This window comes from Marinobacter sp. C2H3 (assembly GCF_037080155.1).
GTDB lineage: Bacteria > Pseudomonadota > Gammaproteobacteria > Pseudomonadales > Oleiphilaceae > Marinobacter.
Map to the genome: position 1 here is coordinate 987051 of NZ_JBBBNZ010000001.1, position 17883 is coordinate 1004933.

The 17883-nt window shown below is 64.0% G+C and carries 18 protein-coding genes; 6 read left to right on the forward strand and 12 right to left on the reverse strand.

The genetic code is table 11. The features are described 5' to 3' along the window. Positions 1-423: 423 nt before the first annotated feature. Genes V3388_RS04325 through V3388_RS04350 form a run of 6 tightly spaced genes read left to right on the forward strand, consistent with a single transcriptional unit; the run spans position 424 to position 8691 of the window. Positions 424-1467 (forward strand): rod shape-determining protein, encoded by a 1044-nt coding sequence (locus V3388_RS04325; RefSeq protein WP_336366289.1) that lies wholly within the window; start codon positions 424-426, stop codon positions 1465-1467. A 36-nt stretch (positions 1468-1503) separates the two neighbouring features. After that, positions 1504-2382 carry a rod shape-determining protein MreC gene (gene mreC / locus V3388_RS04330; protein ID WP_336366290.1) on the forward strand — a complete coding sequence of 293 codons (879 nt, stop codon included), beginning with the start codon at positions 1504-1506 and terminating at the stop codon, positions 2380-2382. Then, a complete protein-coding gene (mreD, locus tag V3388_RS04335) occupies positions 2382-2858 on the forward strand; it encodes a rod shape-determining protein MreD (RefSeq protein ID WP_336366291.1) in 477 nt (158 codons plus the stop codon). Before mreC ends, mreD begins: the two co-directional genes overlap by 1 nt. Positions 2859-2871: 13 nt before the next feature. After that, positions 2872-3468 (forward strand): Maf family protein, encoded by a 597-nt coding sequence (locus tag V3388_RS04340; RefSeq protein ID WP_336366463.1) that lies wholly within the window; start codon positions 2872-2874, stop codon positions 3466-3468. Positions 3469-3470: 2 nt separating this feature from the next. Continuing rightward, a complete protein-coding gene (gene rng / locus V3388_RS04345; RefSeq protein ID WP_336366292.1) occupies positions 3471-4952 on the forward strand; it encodes a ribonuclease G in 1482 nt (493 codons plus the stop codon). A 28-nt stretch (positions 4953-4980) separates the two neighbouring features. Then, positions 4981-8691 carry a YhdP family phospholipid transporter gene (locus tag V3388_RS04350; RefSeq protein WP_336366293.1) on the forward strand — a complete coding sequence of 1237 codons (3711 nt, stop codon included), beginning with the start codon at positions 4981-4983 and terminating at the stop codon, positions 8689-8691. Positions 8692-8700: 9 nt separating this feature from the next. Here V3388_RS04350 and yjgA read toward each other — a convergent pair whose 3' ends face one another. The 12 genes from yjgA to V3388_RS04410 form a co-directional block, all read right to left on the reverse strand. Then, positions 8701-9210, reverse strand: a complete 510-nt coding sequence (gene yjgA, locus V3388_RS04355) for a ribosome biogenesis factor YjgA (RefSeq protein ID WP_442915604.1) — start codon at positions 9208-9210, stop codon at positions 8701-8703. 36 nt (positions 9211-9246) lie between these two features. Continuing rightward, complete coding sequence (mgtE, locus tag V3388_RS04360; protein WP_336366295.1) at positions 9247-10608, reverse strand: magnesium transporter; 1362 nt, start codon at positions 10606-10608, stop codon at positions 9247-9249. After that, positions 10605-10874 carry an HPr family phosphocarrier protein gene (locus V3388_RS04365; protein WP_336366296.1) on the reverse strand — a complete coding sequence of 90 codons (270 nt, stop codon included), beginning with the start codon at positions 10872-10874 and terminating at the stop codon, positions 10605-10607. The genes mgtE and V3388_RS04365 overlap by 4 nt, the downstream gene beginning before the upstream one ends. Positions 10875-10880: 6 nt before the next feature. Then, a complete protein-coding gene (gene rapZ / locus V3388_RS04370) occupies positions 10881-11765 on the reverse strand; it encodes an RNase adapter RapZ (protein ID WP_336366297.1) in 885 nt (294 codons plus the stop codon). A gap of 26 nt (positions 11766-11791) precedes the next feature. Beyond that, entirely contained in the window at positions 11792-12262 is a 471-nt protein-coding gene (gene ptsN / locus V3388_RS04375; protein ID WP_336366298.1) for a PTS IIA-like nitrogen regulatory protein PtsN, read from the reverse strand. Between the two features lie 92 nt (positions 12263-12354). Further along, a complete protein-coding gene (gene hpf, locus V3388_RS04380; protein ID WP_336366299.1) occupies positions 12355-12663 on the reverse strand; it encodes a ribosome hibernation promoting factor in 309 nt (102 codons plus the stop codon). Between the two features lie 16 nt (positions 12664-12679). Further along, on the reverse strand, positions 12680-14224 hold the full coding sequence (locus V3388_RS04385; RefSeq protein ID WP_336366300.1) for an RNA polymerase factor sigma-54: 1545 nt from the start codon (positions 14222-14224) through the stop codon (positions 12680-12682). A 146-nt stretch (positions 14225-14370) separates the two neighbouring features. Then, on the reverse strand, positions 14371-15096 hold the full coding sequence (gene lptB / locus V3388_RS04390; RefSeq protein ID WP_336366301.1) for an LPS export ABC transporter ATP-binding protein: 726 nt from the start codon (positions 15094-15096) through the stop codon (positions 14371-14373). Further along, complete coding sequence (lptA, locus tag V3388_RS04395) at positions 15074-15628, reverse strand: lipopolysaccharide transport periplasmic protein LptA (RefSeq protein ID WP_336366302.1); 555 nt, start codon at positions 15626-15628, stop codon at positions 15074-15076. The genes lptB and lptA overlap by 23 nt, the downstream gene beginning before the upstream one ends. After that, complete coding sequence (lptC, locus tag V3388_RS04400) at positions 15612-16214, reverse strand: LPS export ABC transporter periplasmic protein LptC (RefSeq protein ID WP_336366303.1); 603 nt, start codon at positions 16212-16214, stop codon at positions 15612-15614. Before lptC ends, lptA begins: the two co-directional genes overlap by 17 nt. Continuing rightward, on the reverse strand, positions 16214-16792 hold the full coding sequence (locus V3388_RS04405) for a KdsC family phosphatase (RefSeq protein WP_336366304.1): 579 nt from the start codon (positions 16790-16792) through the stop codon (positions 16214-16216). The genes lptC and V3388_RS04405 overlap by 1 nt, the downstream gene beginning before the upstream one ends. Further along, a complete protein-coding gene (locus V3388_RS04410; protein ID WP_336366305.1) occupies positions 16792-17772 on the reverse strand; it encodes a KpsF/GutQ family sugar-phosphate isomerase in 981 nt (326 codons plus the stop codon). Before V3388_RS04410 ends, V3388_RS04405 begins: the two co-directional genes overlap by 1 nt. Positions 17773-17883 lie beyond the last annotated feature (111 nt).

Consider the following 17883-nt stretch of genomic DNA (forward strand, 5'->3'; position numbering starts at 1 on the left):
TGAAAACTATTTAATAGAGCGGGAGTTCGGCCAAACAGACCGACGTGTCCCTTCAGCGCAATTAGCGCGGTGTTCCGGAAGCGACCATGGGTTCTGGAGGGGCTTGCGGGGCAGGCTGTCCAAAACTGTGCGAAGCCAGGGATGGCTGAGCTCAAGCGTCACAGGGACGTGCCGCCAGGAGCGGGTTTTGGACAGCCTGCCCCGCAAGCCTCTGCGCACCGTTGCTCGTCACACCTGGAACATCGTCTGTAATAAAGCCCGATATAGTACCAGAATCGGCCCACAAGTTGGCCCGCCTGCCGCAGCAAATGTGTGACAACGGTAAGCCGCGGGCCCCGATGGCGCCTTGCCTGAGTAGGTGCTCACTGCTAAAGTTGCCGCATTCTTCTCCGCAACCGCAACGCTCAGGTTGAAACTACACGAATGTTAATCAAACGACTCCGAGGCATCTTCTCCAGCGACCTTTCCATCGACCTGGGTACCGCCAACACCCTGATCTACGTCCGAGAGCGGGGTATCGTCCTGAACGAACCGTCCGTTGTCGCCATCCGCACCAGTGGTTCCCAGAAAATGGTCGCCGCCGTCGGCGCCGAAGCCAAACGCATGCTCGGCCGTACTCCCGGCAATATCACGGCCATCCGCCCGATGAAGGACGGCGTGATCGCCGACTTTGTGGTCACCGAAAAAATGCTCCAGCACTTCATCCATAAAGTGCATGAGAACAGCTTCATTACCCCGAGCCCCCGCGTACTGGTGTGCGTGCCCAGCAAATCCACTCAGGTGGAACGCAAGGCCATTCGGGAATCCGCTCTGGGCGCAGGTGCCCGTGAAGTATTTCTGATTGAAGAGCCTATGGCCGCTGCCATCGGCGCCGGCCTGCCGGTGGAAGAGGCCAGCGGCTCCATGATCGTCGATATCGGTGGCGGCACCACCGAAATTGCCATCATCTCCCTGAACGGCATCGTCTACGCGGAATCGGTCCGGGTGGGTGGCGACAAGTTCGACGAGGCGATTGTCACCTACGTGCGCCGCAATTACGGCAGCCTGATCGGCGACTCCACCGCCGAGCGCATCAAGCACGAAATCGGCTGCGCCTATGAAGGTCTGGAAGTCCGGGAAATCGACGTTCGCGGCCGCAACCTGGCCGAGGGCGTTCCCCGGGCATTCACCCTGAACAGCGAAGAGATCCTCGACGCGCTTCAGGAGTCCCTGGCCCAGATCGTCCAGACCGTCAAGAGCGCCCTCGAGCAGTCCCCGCCAGAGCTGGCCTCCGATATCGCCGAGCGCGGCATCGTGCTCACCGGCGGTGGCGCGCTGCTGCGCGGGCTCGACAAACTCATCAGTGAGGAAACCGGCCTGCCGGTGATCATCGCCGAAGATCCGCTGACCTGTGTTGCCCGCGGTGGCGGCAAAGCGCTGGAAGTGATCGATCGTGGCGGGATCGGGATGTTCTCCCAGGAGGGGTAAGCCCCATGGGGAGGACGTGCCATTAAAACCATCTTCGTGCAGGGGCCGGTGCCCGGCCTCCGTCTGTTCCTGGTGGTGGTCGTGTCGGCGGCGCTGATCGTGGCGGACGGACGCTTTGGCAAGCTGTCCGAGGTTCGCAGTACCCTGGCCACCGGCCTGGCGCCGGTGTACTGGCTGGGCAACGCCCCGGCCAACCTGTCGGACTGGTTTGCCGGCCTGTTTGTCTCCAAGGACGATCTGCAGCAGGAAAACGAGGACCTTAAGGCCCGCCTGCTCATCCTGGAGCGGCGGGCGCTCAAATACGCCGCCCTGGCCTCCGAGAACAATGAGCTCCGTCAACTGCTCAATTCCGCCGAAGTGCTGGACGATCGGGTTATCGTTGGCGAAGTGGTGGGCGTGTCCCCGGATCCGTTTTCCCACGAGCTGGTGATCAACAAGGGCTCCAACGACGGCGTTCGCGAAGGGCTGGCCATTCTGGACGCCCACGGCCTCATGGGCCAGGTGATCCAGACCAGTAAGTTTACGTCCCGGGTGCTGCTGGTGTCTGACAGCAGCCACGCCGTGCCGGTGGAAGTGGTCCGTAATGGCTTGCGGGCCATCCTGCTGGGTACCGGCGACCCGAATACCCTGGATCTGGTGCATGTACCCAATACCGCGGATATCCGGACCGGCGACCTGCTGGTGAGTTCCGGGCTGGGTGGCCGCTTTCCCCGCGGCTACCCGGTGGCGGAAGTGAGCGACATTTCTCAGGAGCCCGGGGACCCGTTCGTGTCCATCAAGGCAACCCCAATGGCGGAGCTGAACCAGAGCCGCATGGTGCTGGTGGTGTTCCCGGCGCCCAAGGCCGACGGCGACCGGTCTGATCCGAACGCGTTCAACGGGGATCTGCCGCCCGCCGAAGGGGAGGCGCCGTAATGCTCTCGGTCATCAGCTACCCCCTCTTTGCGGTGTCCATCCTGCTGGCCCTGGTGTTGAGCATTTCCCTGTTCCCCTTGGACTGGCTCACCTTCCGGCCGGAATGGCTCGGGTTGATGGTGTTTTACTGGACCTTCCGGGCGCCGGGGCGTTTTGGCATCCTCCTGGCCTGGTGTCTGGGGCTGCTGCTGGATGTACTTGAATCGACGCCGCTGGGTGTCAACGGCCTGGCGATGGCGGTGATCGCCTTCCTGGTGCTGACCATGCACCAGCGCCTTCGCATGTACCCGCTGATCCAGCAGTGCCTGATGGTGTTCCTGGTGCTGGGCATCAATCAGATGCTGGTGCATTTTCTCAAGCAGCTGCTGGGCGCTGATAACACCGGTTTCAGCTACCTCTGGCCGGCGGCCACGGGCGCGCTGATCTGGCCGTTCCTCTCCGGCCTGCTGGATAACCTGAATCGGAAGCTGGGCTGATGTGGAGGCAACCCTGATGCCGCTGGTACTCGCCTCCCAGTCACCTCGCCGTGCCGATCTTCTCAAGCAGATGGGGCTCAGCTTTGAGGTTATGCCGGCCGACGTCGATGAAACGCCACGCCCCGGCGAACCGGCCGCGGAGTATGTGGCCAGGCTCGCCTGCGACAAGGCGCGGGCGGTGTCCCAGGCGCGGCCGGAGGCCTGGGTGCTGGGGTCGGATACCTCCGTGGTACTGGGCAATGAGATTCTGGGTAAGCCCGCCGATGCCGACGAAGCCCGCGCCACGCTGGCCCGTCTGTCTGGCCAGACCCACCAGGTGATGACGGCGGTGGCCCTGGCCCGGAGGCAGGATTGCCAGGTCCGGTTGGTGGTCACGGACGTGCGGTTCCGAACCCTGACGGCCGAGGAAATTCACGCCTACGTGAACAGCGGCGAGCCCATGGACAAGGCCGGTAGTTACGGTATACAGGGGCTTGGTGGTATTTTTGTCGAGTCCCTGCAGGGCAGTTACAGCGCGGTGGTCGGTCTGCCTCTGCTGGAAACGGCCGCCCTGCTCGCCAACGCCGGATGCCCGGTCTGGACCCACTGGCCACGCCATCTGGAGAGCTAAACATGAGCGAAGAAATCCTGATTAACGTGACGCCGGTGGAAACCCGGGTGGCCCTGGTCGAGAACGGCATGTTGCAGGAAGCCTACATTGAGCGGACCAGCCGCAAGGGCATTGTCGGGAATATCTACAAGGGCAAGGTCGTGCGGGTGCTGCCGGGCATGGAGGCCGCGTTTGTCGATATCGGTCTGGAGCGGGCCGCGTTTATCCACGCGTCGGATGTGATCACCGGCCAGAACGCCGGCGACGAACTGGCGGACGCCCCCAAAACCATACCGGACATCCGCACACTGTTGCGGGAAGGGCAGTCGCTGGTGGTTCAGGTCACCAAAGACCCCATCGGCACCAAAGGCGCGCGCCTGACCACCCAACTGTCCATCCCGTCCCGCTACCTGGTATTCATGCCCGGCGTCAGCCACATCGGTATTTCCCAACGCATCGAGGACGACGGTGAGCGTGAGCGCCTGAAAACCATCGTCGAGCAGGCATCCCGGGAGGATGAGGACGTAAACGGCGGCTACATCATCCGCACGGCCGCCGAGGCCGCGCCCGCCGACGACCTGATTGCCGATATGGCGTATCTCCACCGGTTGAGCCAGTCGATTGAAGAGCGGGTGGAGCGGGTGCAGGCGCCGGCTGTGGTCTATCAGGACCTGCCGCTGTTTATCCGCACCATCCGGGACCTCGTGCGCCCGCAGACCGAAAAAGTGCGCATCGACAGTCGGGAGAGCTACCAGCGCGTCATCGAGTTCGTGCAGGAGTTCGTCACGGAATTCTCCGATAAGGTGGAGTATTACCCGGGCGAGCGGCCGATTTTCGATCTGTACTCGGTTGAGGACGAAATCCAGAAGGCCCTGAGCCGAAAGGTGCAGCTCAAATCCGGCGGCTATGTGATCATCGATCAGACCGAAGCGATGACCACCATCGACATCAACACCGGCGCCTTCGTGGGGCACCGGAACCTTGAGGAGACCATCTTCAAGACCAACCTCGAGGCGGCTCGCGCGATCAGCCGGCAACTGCGGCTACGCAATCTCGGCGGCATCATCATCATTGATTTCATCGACATGGAAGACCCTGAGCACCAGCGCCAGGTGCACCGGATGCTCGAGAAGATGCTGGAGCGCGACCACGCCAAAACGAAGATCACCGGCGTGTCCGAACTGGGCTTGGTGGAGATGACCCGAAAGCGCACCACCGAGAGCCTTGGACAGGTGCTGTGCGAGCCGTGCCCGATCTGCGATGGCCGGGGTTTCCTGAAAACCGCCGAGACCGTCTGTTACGAGGTGTTCCGGGAAATCCTGCGGGTCAACCGGGCCTACGAGGCGGAAAGCTATCTGGTGATGGCCTCCCAGAGTGTGGTCGACCGCCTGCTCGACGAAGAGTCCGACAACGTTGCCGACCTGGAAACCTTCATCAGCAAGAGCATCCGCTTCCAGGTGGAACCCTTCTACAGCCAGGAGCAGTTTGATGTGGTGCTGCTCTGAGGCGGCCGGCCGCGGACGCTGACGTGCCATGGCTGCCACCGAACCCTCTCCGTCCGGCTGGGCCGCCCGCCTGGCCAGCCTGGTCTGGTGGCTGCTGCTGGCGCTGCTGTTGCTGTTTGCCCTGTACGTGGGCATTGGTCGGCAACTGACCGCCAACATCGACCGGTTCCGCGGGGATCTGGCTGAAGCACTGACCGTCCGTCTCGGCGAGCCCGTTACCGTTGGCCATCTGTCCGCCCGCTGGAACTGGCTTGACCCCACGTTTGAAGCAGAAAACATCCGCGTGGGTGAGCCGGGCGACGGCCGCGCGCCACTGCGGCTGGACAACCTGCGTATCCGCCCATCCTTTCTCGCCTCCCTGGCGCGCCAGCGTCTGGTGTTCGCCGAGTTTCAGGCCGACGGCCTGTCCCTGACGCTCAAACAGAGCGAGCAGCAAGGCCTGTCGATACGGGGGCTGGACGTGCCAACCGATGGCCAGACCCGGCTGGAAGACCTGGTGGCGGTCGCGGGCGAATGGCTGTCCGAGCCGTCGGTGCGCCTGACCCGGGTGCACCTGAGGATTCTGGACGACGCCCGAAATGCCCGTGACCTGGATATTCCCCAACTTGACCTGGTGTACCGCCGTGGCCTGTTTCGGGCCACCGGGCGGCTGTTTCAGGCAGGCACGACCCAGCAACTGGCCCGGTTCGCCCTGGTGGGCCAGCAATTTTTCCGGGGCGGTTTTAACGGACAGGTGTTTGTCGACGTCAATTCCGGTCGGCTGTTTGATGCCCTGGTGGACGGCTATCGGTGGCGCGGCCTCAGCGTGCAGGGCTTTGATCTTGGCGGGCGGGTCTGGCTGACCTTCCGGGACGGGCAACTGGAGCAGGCGAACGGCCAGGTAAAGACCCCGTACCTTCGGCTGGGCAAGGACGGCGAGACCGTGGCCACCCTGGAGGACATCCAGGCGAAGATTGGCTGGCGACGGACCGCGGATACCGGCGCCAGCGGTTTGGCATCCCTGGGTGAGTGGCACCTTCGTGACCTTCAGTGGCAGTGGAACGGAGAGCCGGTGCCGCCGTTCAGCGCCCGGCTGAGCCCGGGCCCGGCCGGTGAGGTCCGGCTGGCAGCGGATGCGGTGCCGCTGGAGCCCCTGCGTCGCCTGCTCACCACGCTGCCGGTGTTGTCGCCGGCGGTGTCGGCGGCGCTCTCCGACTACAAGCCGGCCGGCTACCTGGACGACGCCCGCCTGCGGATTCCGGGCGATGGCGACCCCGGCTTCGACCTGACCGGGGCGCTCCGGGACATTGACGTGCAAGCCCATGGCGGGGCCCCAGGGGTGTCCGGTATCAACGGCCAACTGCAGATGACGGCGGAGGGCGGCTCGGTGCGACTGTCCGACGGAGGTGGGCCAGTTGTCCTGGCGTTCCCGGATCTGTTCCAGGGACCCTGGACCTTTGACCGCCTTACCGGCACGGTCGCCTGGTCCTTTGATGGCCTCACCACCCGCGTCTTCGCGGACAACCTTGCCATGCAGTACCAGAAGGATACCGGGCTGACCGGCGCCTTTGATCTCAAGCTGGTGCAGGGCGGAGAGGACGTCCTGGGCCTGCGGATCGGCGTGGACAACGGCAACGCGGGCATGCTGGCCAGCTTCGTGCCGGTGCATCTGGTGAGCCCGGGCCTGTACCAATGGTTGACGGAATCTATCCAGAGCGCCCGGATTGTGGAGGGCGTCTACTACGGCTTTGGCCAGATTGGCGCCCAGGCACCCCGGGGCAGCTTTGACTCCTCCATGCGCTATCGGTTTGATCAGGCGACGGTTCAGTATGACAAACAGTGGCCGCCGGTGACGGAAGCCCGTGGTGAGGTGACGGTTCACAACGGCGATACCCGGGTGGCCCTGGAAGGCGGCCTCACCGGCGGGCTGACTCTGGACCCGGGGACAGTCACCGTCACGTCCGGCCCGGATGGCGGGGTGGTGGACGTTGATGCCTCCGCGTCGGTCCCGGGGGACGCGGTATCGTTCTGGCTTGATAACAGCCCGCTCGGGGGCATGGCCGGGAACTCGGTCCGGTCACTGACGCTGGACGGTCGGTTCCTGCTGGACTTGTCACTGTCGCTGCCCCTGGCCGAGGGCAAAACGCCTGTCGTTGAGGCTCGGGTACGGCCTCAGAACGCCACGGTTCGCTACCCGGAGGCGGGCCTTGCCTGGCAGTCGGTAAGCGGCGACCTGGTCTATCATTCCCGCCGGGGCTTCTCCGGCACCCCCCTCAAAGCCCGATTTCTCGGAGAGCCGGTGACCGTGTCCTTGCGCTCGGCCAGGGACGGGCTCGAGATTTCCCAGCAGGGGGCCGTGACCCTGCCCCAGGCGTTCCACCAGTGGGGTCTGCCGGGGGACCAGGGCTTCGGCCTGTCCGGCCGGATGCGCTACCGGGCCGGACTGACCGTATCCCGGGGCACCGCCTCGCCGATCACCTTTACCTCGGATTTGTCCGGCGTCGCCGTTGACTGGCCGGAGCCCCTGGGCAAGGCGGCCGCCGAGACGGCTCCGCTGACGGTGACCCTGGACCCGGCCAGCACCGATGGCCTGGCCATCGGTGCCGATTGGGGAACGCGTCTGGCCGCGGACCTGCGCTGGAAAGACACGGGGTTTGATCTGATGGTAAAGCGGCTGGCCCTGGGGGATCGCACCCTCCACCATATCGCCGTTAATGGCCTGTCCCTGCCGGACCGGTGGGTGGTCACCACCGATTCCGCCCGGGCTAAAGGCCGGCTGGTTATCCCCTCGGACGGTGGCCCGGTGGTGGCAGACTTCGAACGGGTGCATCTGCTGCGGGCGAAGTCGGACGCGACCGCCGGCAACGCGCAGGAAGAGTTGTTGACCTTTGAGGACCAGCTGCGGGCGTTCCGTAAGCTGGACATGGGCTCATGGCCGGATGTGAACGTCGCCATCGCCAGCCTGCAGATCAACGACAGCGATCTGGGGCACTGGGCCTTCCAGCTGCGCCCGGAGCCTTACCGGCTGAGGGTGATCAACATGGAGGCCCGGCTCAGTTCCCTGACCCTGCTAGGGGACCTGACCTGGAGCGTGCTCAGGGATCGGGAGATGAGCCGGTTCAAAGGCTCGATCACCGGTGGCCAGTTGGCGGATCTGAACCAGCTGTTTGGCGCGGAGATTCCGCTGACCAACAAGAAAACGGACATTGAGCTAGACATCGACTGGCCGGGCCGGCCTGACGCCTTCAGTGCCCGGAAGCTGAGCGGGTCGGTAAAAGCGAGACTGGACGACGGGGTGATCCTGCAGCAGAGCAACACCGCCCAGGTGTTCCGTATCTTCAACCTGCTCAACGCCGACACGCTGTGGCGCCGCCTCAAGCTGGATTTCTCGGACCTGTACGAGCGGGGGGTGGCCTTTGATGCGCTTTCGGGCAAGGCGCAGATTCTCAACGGTCTGGTCACCCTGGACCCCGAGGTGCAGATTGTCGGCCCCTCGGGCGCGTTCAAGCTCAGCGGCACCACCGATCTGGGCCAGGAAACCCTGGATATGAATCTGGTGGTGGTGCTGCCGCTGACCCAGAATCTGCCCCTGGCGGCGCTGCTGATGGGTGCGGCGGCCCCGGTGGGCGGGGCCCTGTTTGTGCTGGACAAACTGCTGGGTGACCCGCTCAGCAAACTGACCAGCGCCAGCTATGGCGTGACCGGCACCTGGGACGATCCGCAGGTGAAGCTGCGGCGGGTGTTCGACAACGGCCAGTAGCCGCGGACGTTACTCGACCTCGTCGATGCGCTCCCGCAGGTAGCGGAACAGCTTGCGGGCGTGGCCGGTGTTCTTCTGCTTTTCCGCGTCCCGCCGGGCATTTCGGGCCAGGTTGCGCAGGTGCTGAACGTCGGCGGACGGGCAGTAGTCAATGAATTCCGCGACCGCCGCATCGCCCTCGGTGATCATCCGGTCCCGCCAGCGCTCAGCCAGATGGTGACGCCGGGTGTGCTCGGCGCTGCCCGCGTCGAACGCGGACAGTGCCCGGTCCAGCGCCTCCACGTCGTCCTCGTGGCGAATGATCTTGCCGATGTATTGCAGGTGGCGCCGCCGGGCTTCGTTCTGCCGGATGCGGCGGGACTCCACGATGGCCGCCCTCAGCGGCTCGCTGACCGGGAGTCCGTCGAGCTGTTCGTCGCTCAGATCCAGCATGCGTTTGCCCAGATCCTGCAGGGCGTGCATCTCCCGCTTAAGCTGGGACTTGCTGGGGCCCAGATCGTCTGGATGTTCGCTGTCCATGGGGTCTGTCATTGTCGATACCGTTGCGTAAGCGGGTTATTGGTAGAACCAGGTGGCCAGCCCCAGGAACGACAGGAAGCCAACCACATCGGTGACGGTGGTCAGGATGACGCTGCCGGCCAGGGCCGGATCAATGTTGCGGGACTTCAAAAACAGGGGCAGCACGGTCCCCACCAGCGCCGCCGCCAGCAGGTTGATGATCAGCGCCGCGGCGATGATGCCGCCCAGAAGAAGATCCCCGAACCAGAGCGCCGCCGTCACGGCCACCGTCAGCGCCCAGAACACGCCGTTCAGGGCACCCACCAGGAATTCCCGGTTCAGCAGCCAGCCCACGTTGCCGGAACTGATCTGGCCCACGGCCATGCCCCGGATCACCAGAGTCAGCGTCTGGCTGCCGGCGATGCCGCCCATGCTCGCCACGATGGGCATCAGCACCGCCAGGGCCACCACTTTGCTGATGGTGCCCTCGAATAGACCGATCACCGCCGAGGCGATGAACGCCGTAATCAGGTTGATGCCCAGCCAGACGGCCCTTCGGCGCGCGGTTTTCAGCACCGGTGCAAAGGTGTCTTCGTCTTCATCGAGGCCGGCCATGCTCATCAGGGAGTGGTCCGCGTCCTCCCGGATAACGTCGACCACGTCATCGATGGTGATACGCCCGAGCAGCCGGCCCTGGTCGTTGACCACGGGCGCGGAGATCAGGTCATAGCGTTCGAACAGGGTCGCGACCTTGTCATCGGACAAGGTTACTGGAATCGGTTCGATTTCCGTATCCATGACCTCCCGCACGGTGGCGGTCGGGTTCGACACCAGGATGCGACTGATCGGCAGCACGCCAATGTAGTCGTCTTTCCGGCTCACCACCACCAGGCTGTCGGTCATCGGGGGCAGGGTACGGTGCAGCCTCAGGTAGCGCAGCACCACGTCGATGCTGATGTCCGGGCGCACCGTCACGGTGTCCGTGTTCATCAGGCCGCCGGCGGTGTCGTCCGGGTAGGACAGAACGGCCTCGACCCGCTGCCGGTCCTGCTCGTCCATGGCGTCCAGGACTTCCTGAATGACCGTGTCCGGCAATTGCTGGAGCAGGTCCGCGAGGTCGTCGGATTCGAAGTCCTCGAGCAGGCCCGCCAACTCCTGGGCGTTCAACTGGCTGAGAAAATAGCCCCGGATGTCGTCGCTGAGGTATTGCAGGACCTCGCCTTCGAGGTCTTTTTCCACCAGGCTCCAAAGCAGGGCGCGCTGACGCGGCGGCGACGATTCCAGCAGGTGGGCGATGTCGCTGGGGCTGAGGCCGCCGTTAAGGATGCGGGCAACCTGACGCAGGGCACCGCTGTCGAGGGCTTCGTTGAGCGACCGGAGACGCTGTCTGGCCTGGCTCTTTTCGAGCAGGTCGGTCACTCGCCTTCTCCGAAGTAATCGTCAATCAAGGCCACGAGGGCGGCAATGGCGTCGGACTCGTCCGGCCCCTCGGCAATCAGCTCCACGTCCGTGCCTTGGCTGGCGGCCAGCATCATCACCTGCATGATGTTCTTGGCGTCCACTTCCCGGCCGTTGCGGGCAATCCGCAGCTGGCTGTCGAAGCGGGACGCGGTGGCCACCAGCTTGGCGGTGGCGCGGGCGTGCAGGCCGAGTTTATTGATGATGGTAATGGGCCGACGAATCATGGTGCCTCAGATCTCTCCGCGGGCTTGCAAATGGGGCAGCTCGGAGTGGCGGACCTGAACGTTGGCGTACTGCGCCCGGAAATGCGCCCCCAGCTGCTCACAGATGTACACCGACCGGTGCTGGCCGCCGGTGCAACCGATGGAAATGGTCATGTAGGTGCGGTTGCTGTCGGCGAAGGAGGGCAGCCAGCGGTCCAGGAAGCCGGTGATGTCCGAGACCATGTCCCGGGTGGCCGGTTCCCGTTCGAGGAACTCGATGACCGGCGGATCAATGCCGGTGAATTTGCGCAAGCTGTTGTCCCAGTATGGGTTGGGCAGGCAGCGAACGTCGAAGACGTAGTCGGAGTCCAGTGGCACCCCGTGCTTGTAGCCGAACGACTGGAACAACAGGGCCAGCTCCTGACCCTTGCGGCCGGCGACCCGCTGCTTGATCTGGTCGCGCAGCTCGTACATGGACATGCCGGTGGTGTTGACGTACAGGTCCGCCAGCTTGGACAGCGGCTCCAGCAGCGCCTTTTCGTGGCTGATCGCTTCCCGCAGGGAGGTGCGGTCGTCACTGAGCGGGTGCTTCCGGCGGGTGGCGTGGAAGCGCTGCAGCAGGGCCTGTTCGTCCGCGTCCAGATAGATGATCTCGACGTTGACGCCGGTCTGCTGGAGCTGGGCGTAGATCTCACCAAAATTGGCGATTTCGCCGGACAGGTTGCGGGCGTCGATGCTAACCGCCATGCGGTGCAGCCGTCCGGTACTGGCCTGACTGGTGGCTTCCCGGGTCAGCGGGAACAGCAGACCGATGGGCAGGTTGTCGATGCAGTAAAAGCCCAGGTCCTCCAGTACGTGGAGGGCGGTACTTTTGCCGGAACCTGACCGGCCACTGACAATGATCAGCTTCATGTCCGGGACCCTCGTTGGTGGCCGCCTCAGGCGGCGCTGCCCGTCATCCGCTCATACAGCGTCCGGGCACTGTCGCTGGCGCGCAGCTGCTCGCAGAACGAGCGCTGGTTGAATTTCTCGGCGAGCTGGCTCAACAGCTCAAGGTGCTCGCTGGTCGCCTCTTTGGGCACGATCAGGGCAAACACCAGGTCCACCGGCTGGTTGTCGATGGCGTCAAACTCCACGCTTTCCTCAAGGGTCAGCAGGACGCCAATCACCCGGTCCAGGCCCTCAAGCCGACAGTGGGGTATGGCAATACCCTGTCCGATGCCGGTACTGCCCAGGCGCTCCCGGGCCACCAGGTTGTTGAACATCTGGGTATCATCGAGCGTTTCATCACGCTGGTGGATCTGCTCGGCGATGAACTCCAGTACCCGCTTCTTACTGGACGCGGGCACCCGGCACAGGGTCAGCTCGGGCGAGAGGATGGTGTCTATGGTCAGGGATGGGTCGCTCATGGGATCGACTGCAGTCTGGTAAAAAAAGGCTGCGGCACCTCGTCAGTGCCGCAGCGCGTTTTGTCAGCGGATCGAATGGGAAACGGCGGCGCTCAGCGCTGGCCGTTGCCGTGCATCCGCTCCACGTTCTTTTCCTTGTGCTTGAGGACCTGCCGGTCCAGCTTGTCAATCAGGGAATCGATGGCCGCGTACATGTCCTGATCTTCCGCCTTTGCATGGATTTCTCCGCCAGACACATGCATGGTGCCCTCCGCAATTTGCCGCACCTTATCCACCTCCAGGGTCACCTGGCAATTGGAGATGTGATCAAAGTGGCGCTCGAGCTTATTGAACTTTTCGATGACGTAGTCCTTCAGGGAGGGGGTCAATTCTACATGATGGCCTGAAATGTTGAGTTGCATAGGCGTCTCTCCTGTTTTACACCAATCGTTTGCGTTCATTGGAAGGCGGAATGTGCATTGCCTCCCGGTACTTGGCCACGGTGCGTCGTGCCACCTTGATGCCCTGCTCCCCTAGCATGGCTGCAATTTTGCTATCGCTCAATGGCTTTTTTGGGGTTTCCGCGCCGATCAGTTTGCGGATCATCGCGCGGATGGCGGTGGACGAGCATTCGCCGCCCTCATCGGTGCTGACATGGCTGGAGAAAAAGTACTTCAGCTCGAAGATGCCCCTCGGGGTGTGCATGTATTTCTGGGTGGTCACCCGGGAGATGGTGGACTCGTGCATCTCCACTGCCTGGGCGATGTCCGAGAGAATCAGCGGCTTCATGGCTTCCTCGCCATGGTCCAGGAAACCCTGCTGGTGCTCGACGATGCGGGTGGCCACCTTCAACAGCGTCTCGTTGCGGCTTTGCAGGCTCTTGATGAACCACTTGGCTTCCTGCAGCTGGTCCCGAAGGTAGGTGTTGTCAGCACTGGAGTCCGCCCGGCGAATCAGCGCGGCGTATCCGGCGTTGACCCGGATGCGCGGGGCAATTTCCGGGTTCAGCTCCACACGCCAACGGCCCTCGTTCTTGCGCACGATCACGTCCGGAATCACGTAATCCGGTTCGCCCTGGTCGATCACATCTCCCGGGCGCGGGTTCAGGCTGGTAATCAGCGCCAGTACGTCCCGCAACTGGTCTTCCTTGAGGCGGCTGCGGCGCAGCAGTTGCGCGTAATCCCGGTTGCCCAGCAGGTTGATGTAGTGGGTCACCACCAGCCGCGCCTGGGCCAGCCAGGGGGTGTCGGGCGGCAGCTGGTTGAGTTGGATCAGCAGGCACTCCTGCAGGTCACGTGCGAACACCCCCGGCGGATCGAAGTGCTGCAGCCGGCGCAGCACCGCTTCCACCTCGTCCAGCTCAAGGGGATCCTCGTCGGTCTCGTCAGACAGCCCGGCATGGATGTCCTCAAGGGTGCTGGTCAGGTAGCCCCGGTCGTCCACGGCGTCGAGCAGGGAGTGGGCCACGGCCCGGTCCCGGTCACTCATGGGCGTGAGGTTCAACTGCCAGAGGAGATGGTCCTGAAGGGTTTCGGTGGCGGAGTTACGGCTTTCAAAGTCGCCGTTGTCGCCTTCGTCGTCGTTGCGGGACGAGGAGGCCGGCGCGGACTGGTAGATGTCGTCCCAGGCGGTGTCGACAGGCAGGTCATCCGGAATGGTGCTGTCCGCGTTGGATTCCGGCGTCCAGTCTGTGGTGATGTCCTCAGCGCCCCAGTCGTCCTGGGGATCGCTGCCAGTCTCGGTATCCGTCGTTGCGGTTTCCCGCGCCTCGGCGCCGTCGTCCCGGGCGTCATTGCCCTGGCCGTCCTCGTGATCGCCGTGGTCGTCGTCCTCGCTGGTTTCCAGCATCGGGTTGGAGTCGAGGGCCTGCTGGATTTCCTGTTGCAGATCGAGCGTGGACAGTTGCAGGAGCCGGATGGCCTGTTGCAGCTGGGGGGTCATGGTCAGGCTCTGACCCAGCTTTAACTGTAGGGACGCTTTCATCACCATGATTCAGGAACCGTCGCTCGTGGCGCGTATCGTGTTGGAACAAAAGAAAAAAGCCTTTATCTGCCCGTTACTTGGGCAGATAAGCAAGTTCTTTGCCGAGTTTACTGGTTCCGACCCGGCAAGACAATTGGGCCGGTGGTTCAGAGTCGGAATTCGTCGCCTAGATAGACGTCCTTGACCTGCTGATTGGCCAGGATGTCATCGGCGTTGCCGGACGCGATGATGTGGCCGCCGGAGACGATGTAGGCGTTCTCGCAGATGTCCAGGGTCTCGCGCACGTTGTGGTCGGTAATCAGCACGCCGATGCCCTTGTCGCGAAGGTGGCGGATGATGTGCTTGATGTCGCTGACGGAGATCGGGTCCACACCGGCGAACGGTTCGTCCAGCAGAATGAACGCCGGCTCCATGGCCAGGGCGCGGGCGATCTCCACCCGCCGGCGCTCCCCGCCGGACAGGGCCATGCCGACGCTGTCACGGATGTGAGTGATGTGGAATTCTTCCAGCAGTTCCGTCACCCGGGCCTCCCGATCCGCCCGGTTCAACTCCTTGCGGGTTTCCAGAATGGCCATCAGGTTGTCCCGGACGGTCAGTTTGCGGAACACCGAGGCTTCCTGGGGCAGGTAGCCAATGCCGGCGCGGGCTCGCCCATGCATGGGCAGCGGCGTGATGTCTCGGCCGTCGATGGTGATGCGGCCATTATCGGCCGCCACCAGGCCAACAATCATGTAAAAGCAGGTGGTTTTCCCGGCGCCGTTGGGGCCCAGAAGGCCGACGATCTCACCGCTCTGGATTTCCAGGGAGACGTCGATGACCACCTGCTTTTGCTTGTAACTTTTTGCCAGGTTACTGGCCCTGAGGACTGCCATTGGATTCCTGCTTGGTGCTGCGTGGCTGAATGACCATCTCGACCCGGCCACCGTCGCCGGACGTGCTGTTGGGGTTGCCCTGGCCGGTGACCACCCGGTTGGCGGTGTCGTAGTGCACCACATCGCCCTTGAAGACATTGCCGTTCTGGGTGATCACCGCCTGCCGCTCAAGAATCAGCAGCTCATCCTTGGCGGACCAGGTGATGGTCAGGGCCTTGGCGTCGGTTTCTCCCTGGTCATTCTCCGCGGGTTGGCGGTAATGAGCGGGTTTGCCCTCCGCCTCCATTCGGGTCAGGCCCTCGGCGTTCCGATAGAGAACCACTTTGTCGGCGTCCAGGCGGGTGTCGGCCTGGGTCACGATGACGTCGCCGGTGTAGGTGGCGATGCCCTTGTTGTCGTCCAGCCGGGCGTGGTCGGCCTTGACGTTGATGGGCTCGTCCGAGTTCAGGTCGAAGGCGTGGGCGGGCAGGGCGGTCACCAGGGTGGCCGCCGTCAACGCGAGCGCGGGCAACAGGTTATCGAGCGGTTTCATAGCGTCCTTCCACTTGGGCATTCAGCTCCAGGATTCGGTCGTCCAGCCAGGCCTTCATGCCAACCGCGTCGGTGACGCCGGTCGGGTCGGTGAGGGTTACCGGAGCATCGGTATAGAGGATGTGTTTGGCGTTGTCCAGGGTCAACCGGGTGGTGGCCAGTTTGGAGACGCCCGCGGTGGAGTCCCGCACCGCCAGGACGTGACCGATCAGGTGCAGCCGGTCCCGGTCCTGCAGCAGGCGGCCACGATCGGCGGTCACGTGCCACGGCTCGGCAGCCGGGTCGGTGTAGTAGCGGGCCTCGGGGGATTCGATGGTGGTCAGGCTGTTGCTCTCGAACTGCTCAATGCGCGGGCTGTTAAAGCGTATCTTCAGATTGCCGTTGGCGTCGTAGGAGGTGTAGTGGGCGTCCACCACAAAGCCGTCCGGCTCGGAGGGGCCCCGGAGCGCTTCGTTGGCCAGGTTGGTGTCACGGGGCGTCTCACTGCGCCACAGCAGGACGATCGCGGTGCCGATCAGCAGGGCCAGCGCCGGATACCGAACGAACGGGCGGTCGCCCAGCCGCTGCAGGGCCTCCAGAATCGCCATCAGCCCTGAAGCTCCAGATAGGGGGCGAGGGCGTCGTCCAGCCGGCCCTGGGCGGTCAGGATCAGGTCGCACACTTCGCGCACGGCGCCCTCGCCGCCGCCGGCCAGGGTGCAGTAGTCCGCGTGTTCCTGCACCAGCCAGTAGCCGTTCGGTACGGTCAGGCCCAGGCCGGCAAACCGGATGGCGGGAAGGTCCGGCAGGTCGTCACCCATATAGGCGATGTCGTCGGCGGAGATGGGCATGCCGTGGATCAGCTCCTGCAGAGCGACGCGCTTGTCTTCCCGGCCCTGGAGCAGGTGGGTAATGCCCAGGTTAGCCATGCGTCGCTCGGTCAGCGGGGAGCGGCGACCGGTGATGACGGCCACGGTGATGCCGGCGGCCATTAGCTGTTTCAAGCCCAGGCCGTCAAGAATGTTGAAGCCCTTGAGTTCGTCGCCGGTGGCGCTGAAATAGAGCCGGCCGTCGCTCATGATGCCGTCCACGTCAAAGGCGATCAGCCGGATCCGGGCGGCCTTGGCGAGCAGTTCGGGCGACCAGCGTGCATTGAGGGGCGAGGACAACCCCGGTTTCGCTGCCATCACAGCACCCCGGCGCGCAGCAGGTCGTGCATGTTGATGGCGCCCACCAGTTCGCCCTGGTCATTGACCACAGGCAGGGCGTTGATCTTGCGCTCTTCCATAATGTTCAGGGCTTCCGCGGCCAGATGGTCGCCGCCGATGGTCTTGCCGCCCCGGGTCATCACCTGCTCGATGCTGGCGGTACGGATATCGATGGCTTTGTCGAGGGTGCGACGCAGATCGCCGTCGGTGAACACCCCGACCAGCTTGCCAGCGCCATCCACGACCGTGGTCATGCCCAGCCCTTTCCGCGACATCTCCAACAGCGCGCTGCTCAGGGAGGTGCCCTCAGTAACGGTGGGCAGGCGCTCGCCGGTGTGCATGATGTCAGAGACTTTCAGCAGCAGGCGCCGCCCCAGGCTGCCGCCGGGATGGGAGAAGGCGAAATCCTCGGCGCTGAAGCCCCGGGCTTCCAGCAGGGCCACGGCCAGGGCGTCGCCCATCACCAGGGTCGCGGTGGTGCTGGAGGTGGGCGCTAGCCCCAGGGGGCAGGCCTCCATCGCCACGCTGACATCCAGGTTGGCCTCGGCTTCCTTGGCCAGCACAGAATCCGGGTTGCCCGTCATGCTGATCAGCGGGGCGCCCATGCGTTTGATCAGGGGCAGAATGGTGACCAGCTCGCTGGTGTTGCCGCTGTTGGAAATGCCGATCACCACGTCTTCGCCGGTGATCATGCCCAGGTCCCCGTGACTGGCCTCACCCGGGTGCACGAAAAACGCCGGTGTGCCGGTGCTGGCCAGGGTCGCGGCGATTTTGTTGCCGATGTGACCGGATTTGCCCATGCCGGTCACCACCACACGCCCCTTGCAGGCCATAATGACGTCGCAGGCCCGGGTAAACGCGCCATCGATGCGGCTCTCCAGGGCTTCAATGGCTTCCCGTTCCGTACGGATGGTGCGCAGTGCGGAGGTACGGTAATCCGGGCTGGTCGTTGCGGTCATCGGGCTTGCGTCTCCCCTGGTCGTGAACGGCCGGCGCAGCGGCGCGCCATGGGCCTGTGGCTGGTTCATTACAATGGCCGGAAGTATATCATTTTCCGCCTCCATATCCGC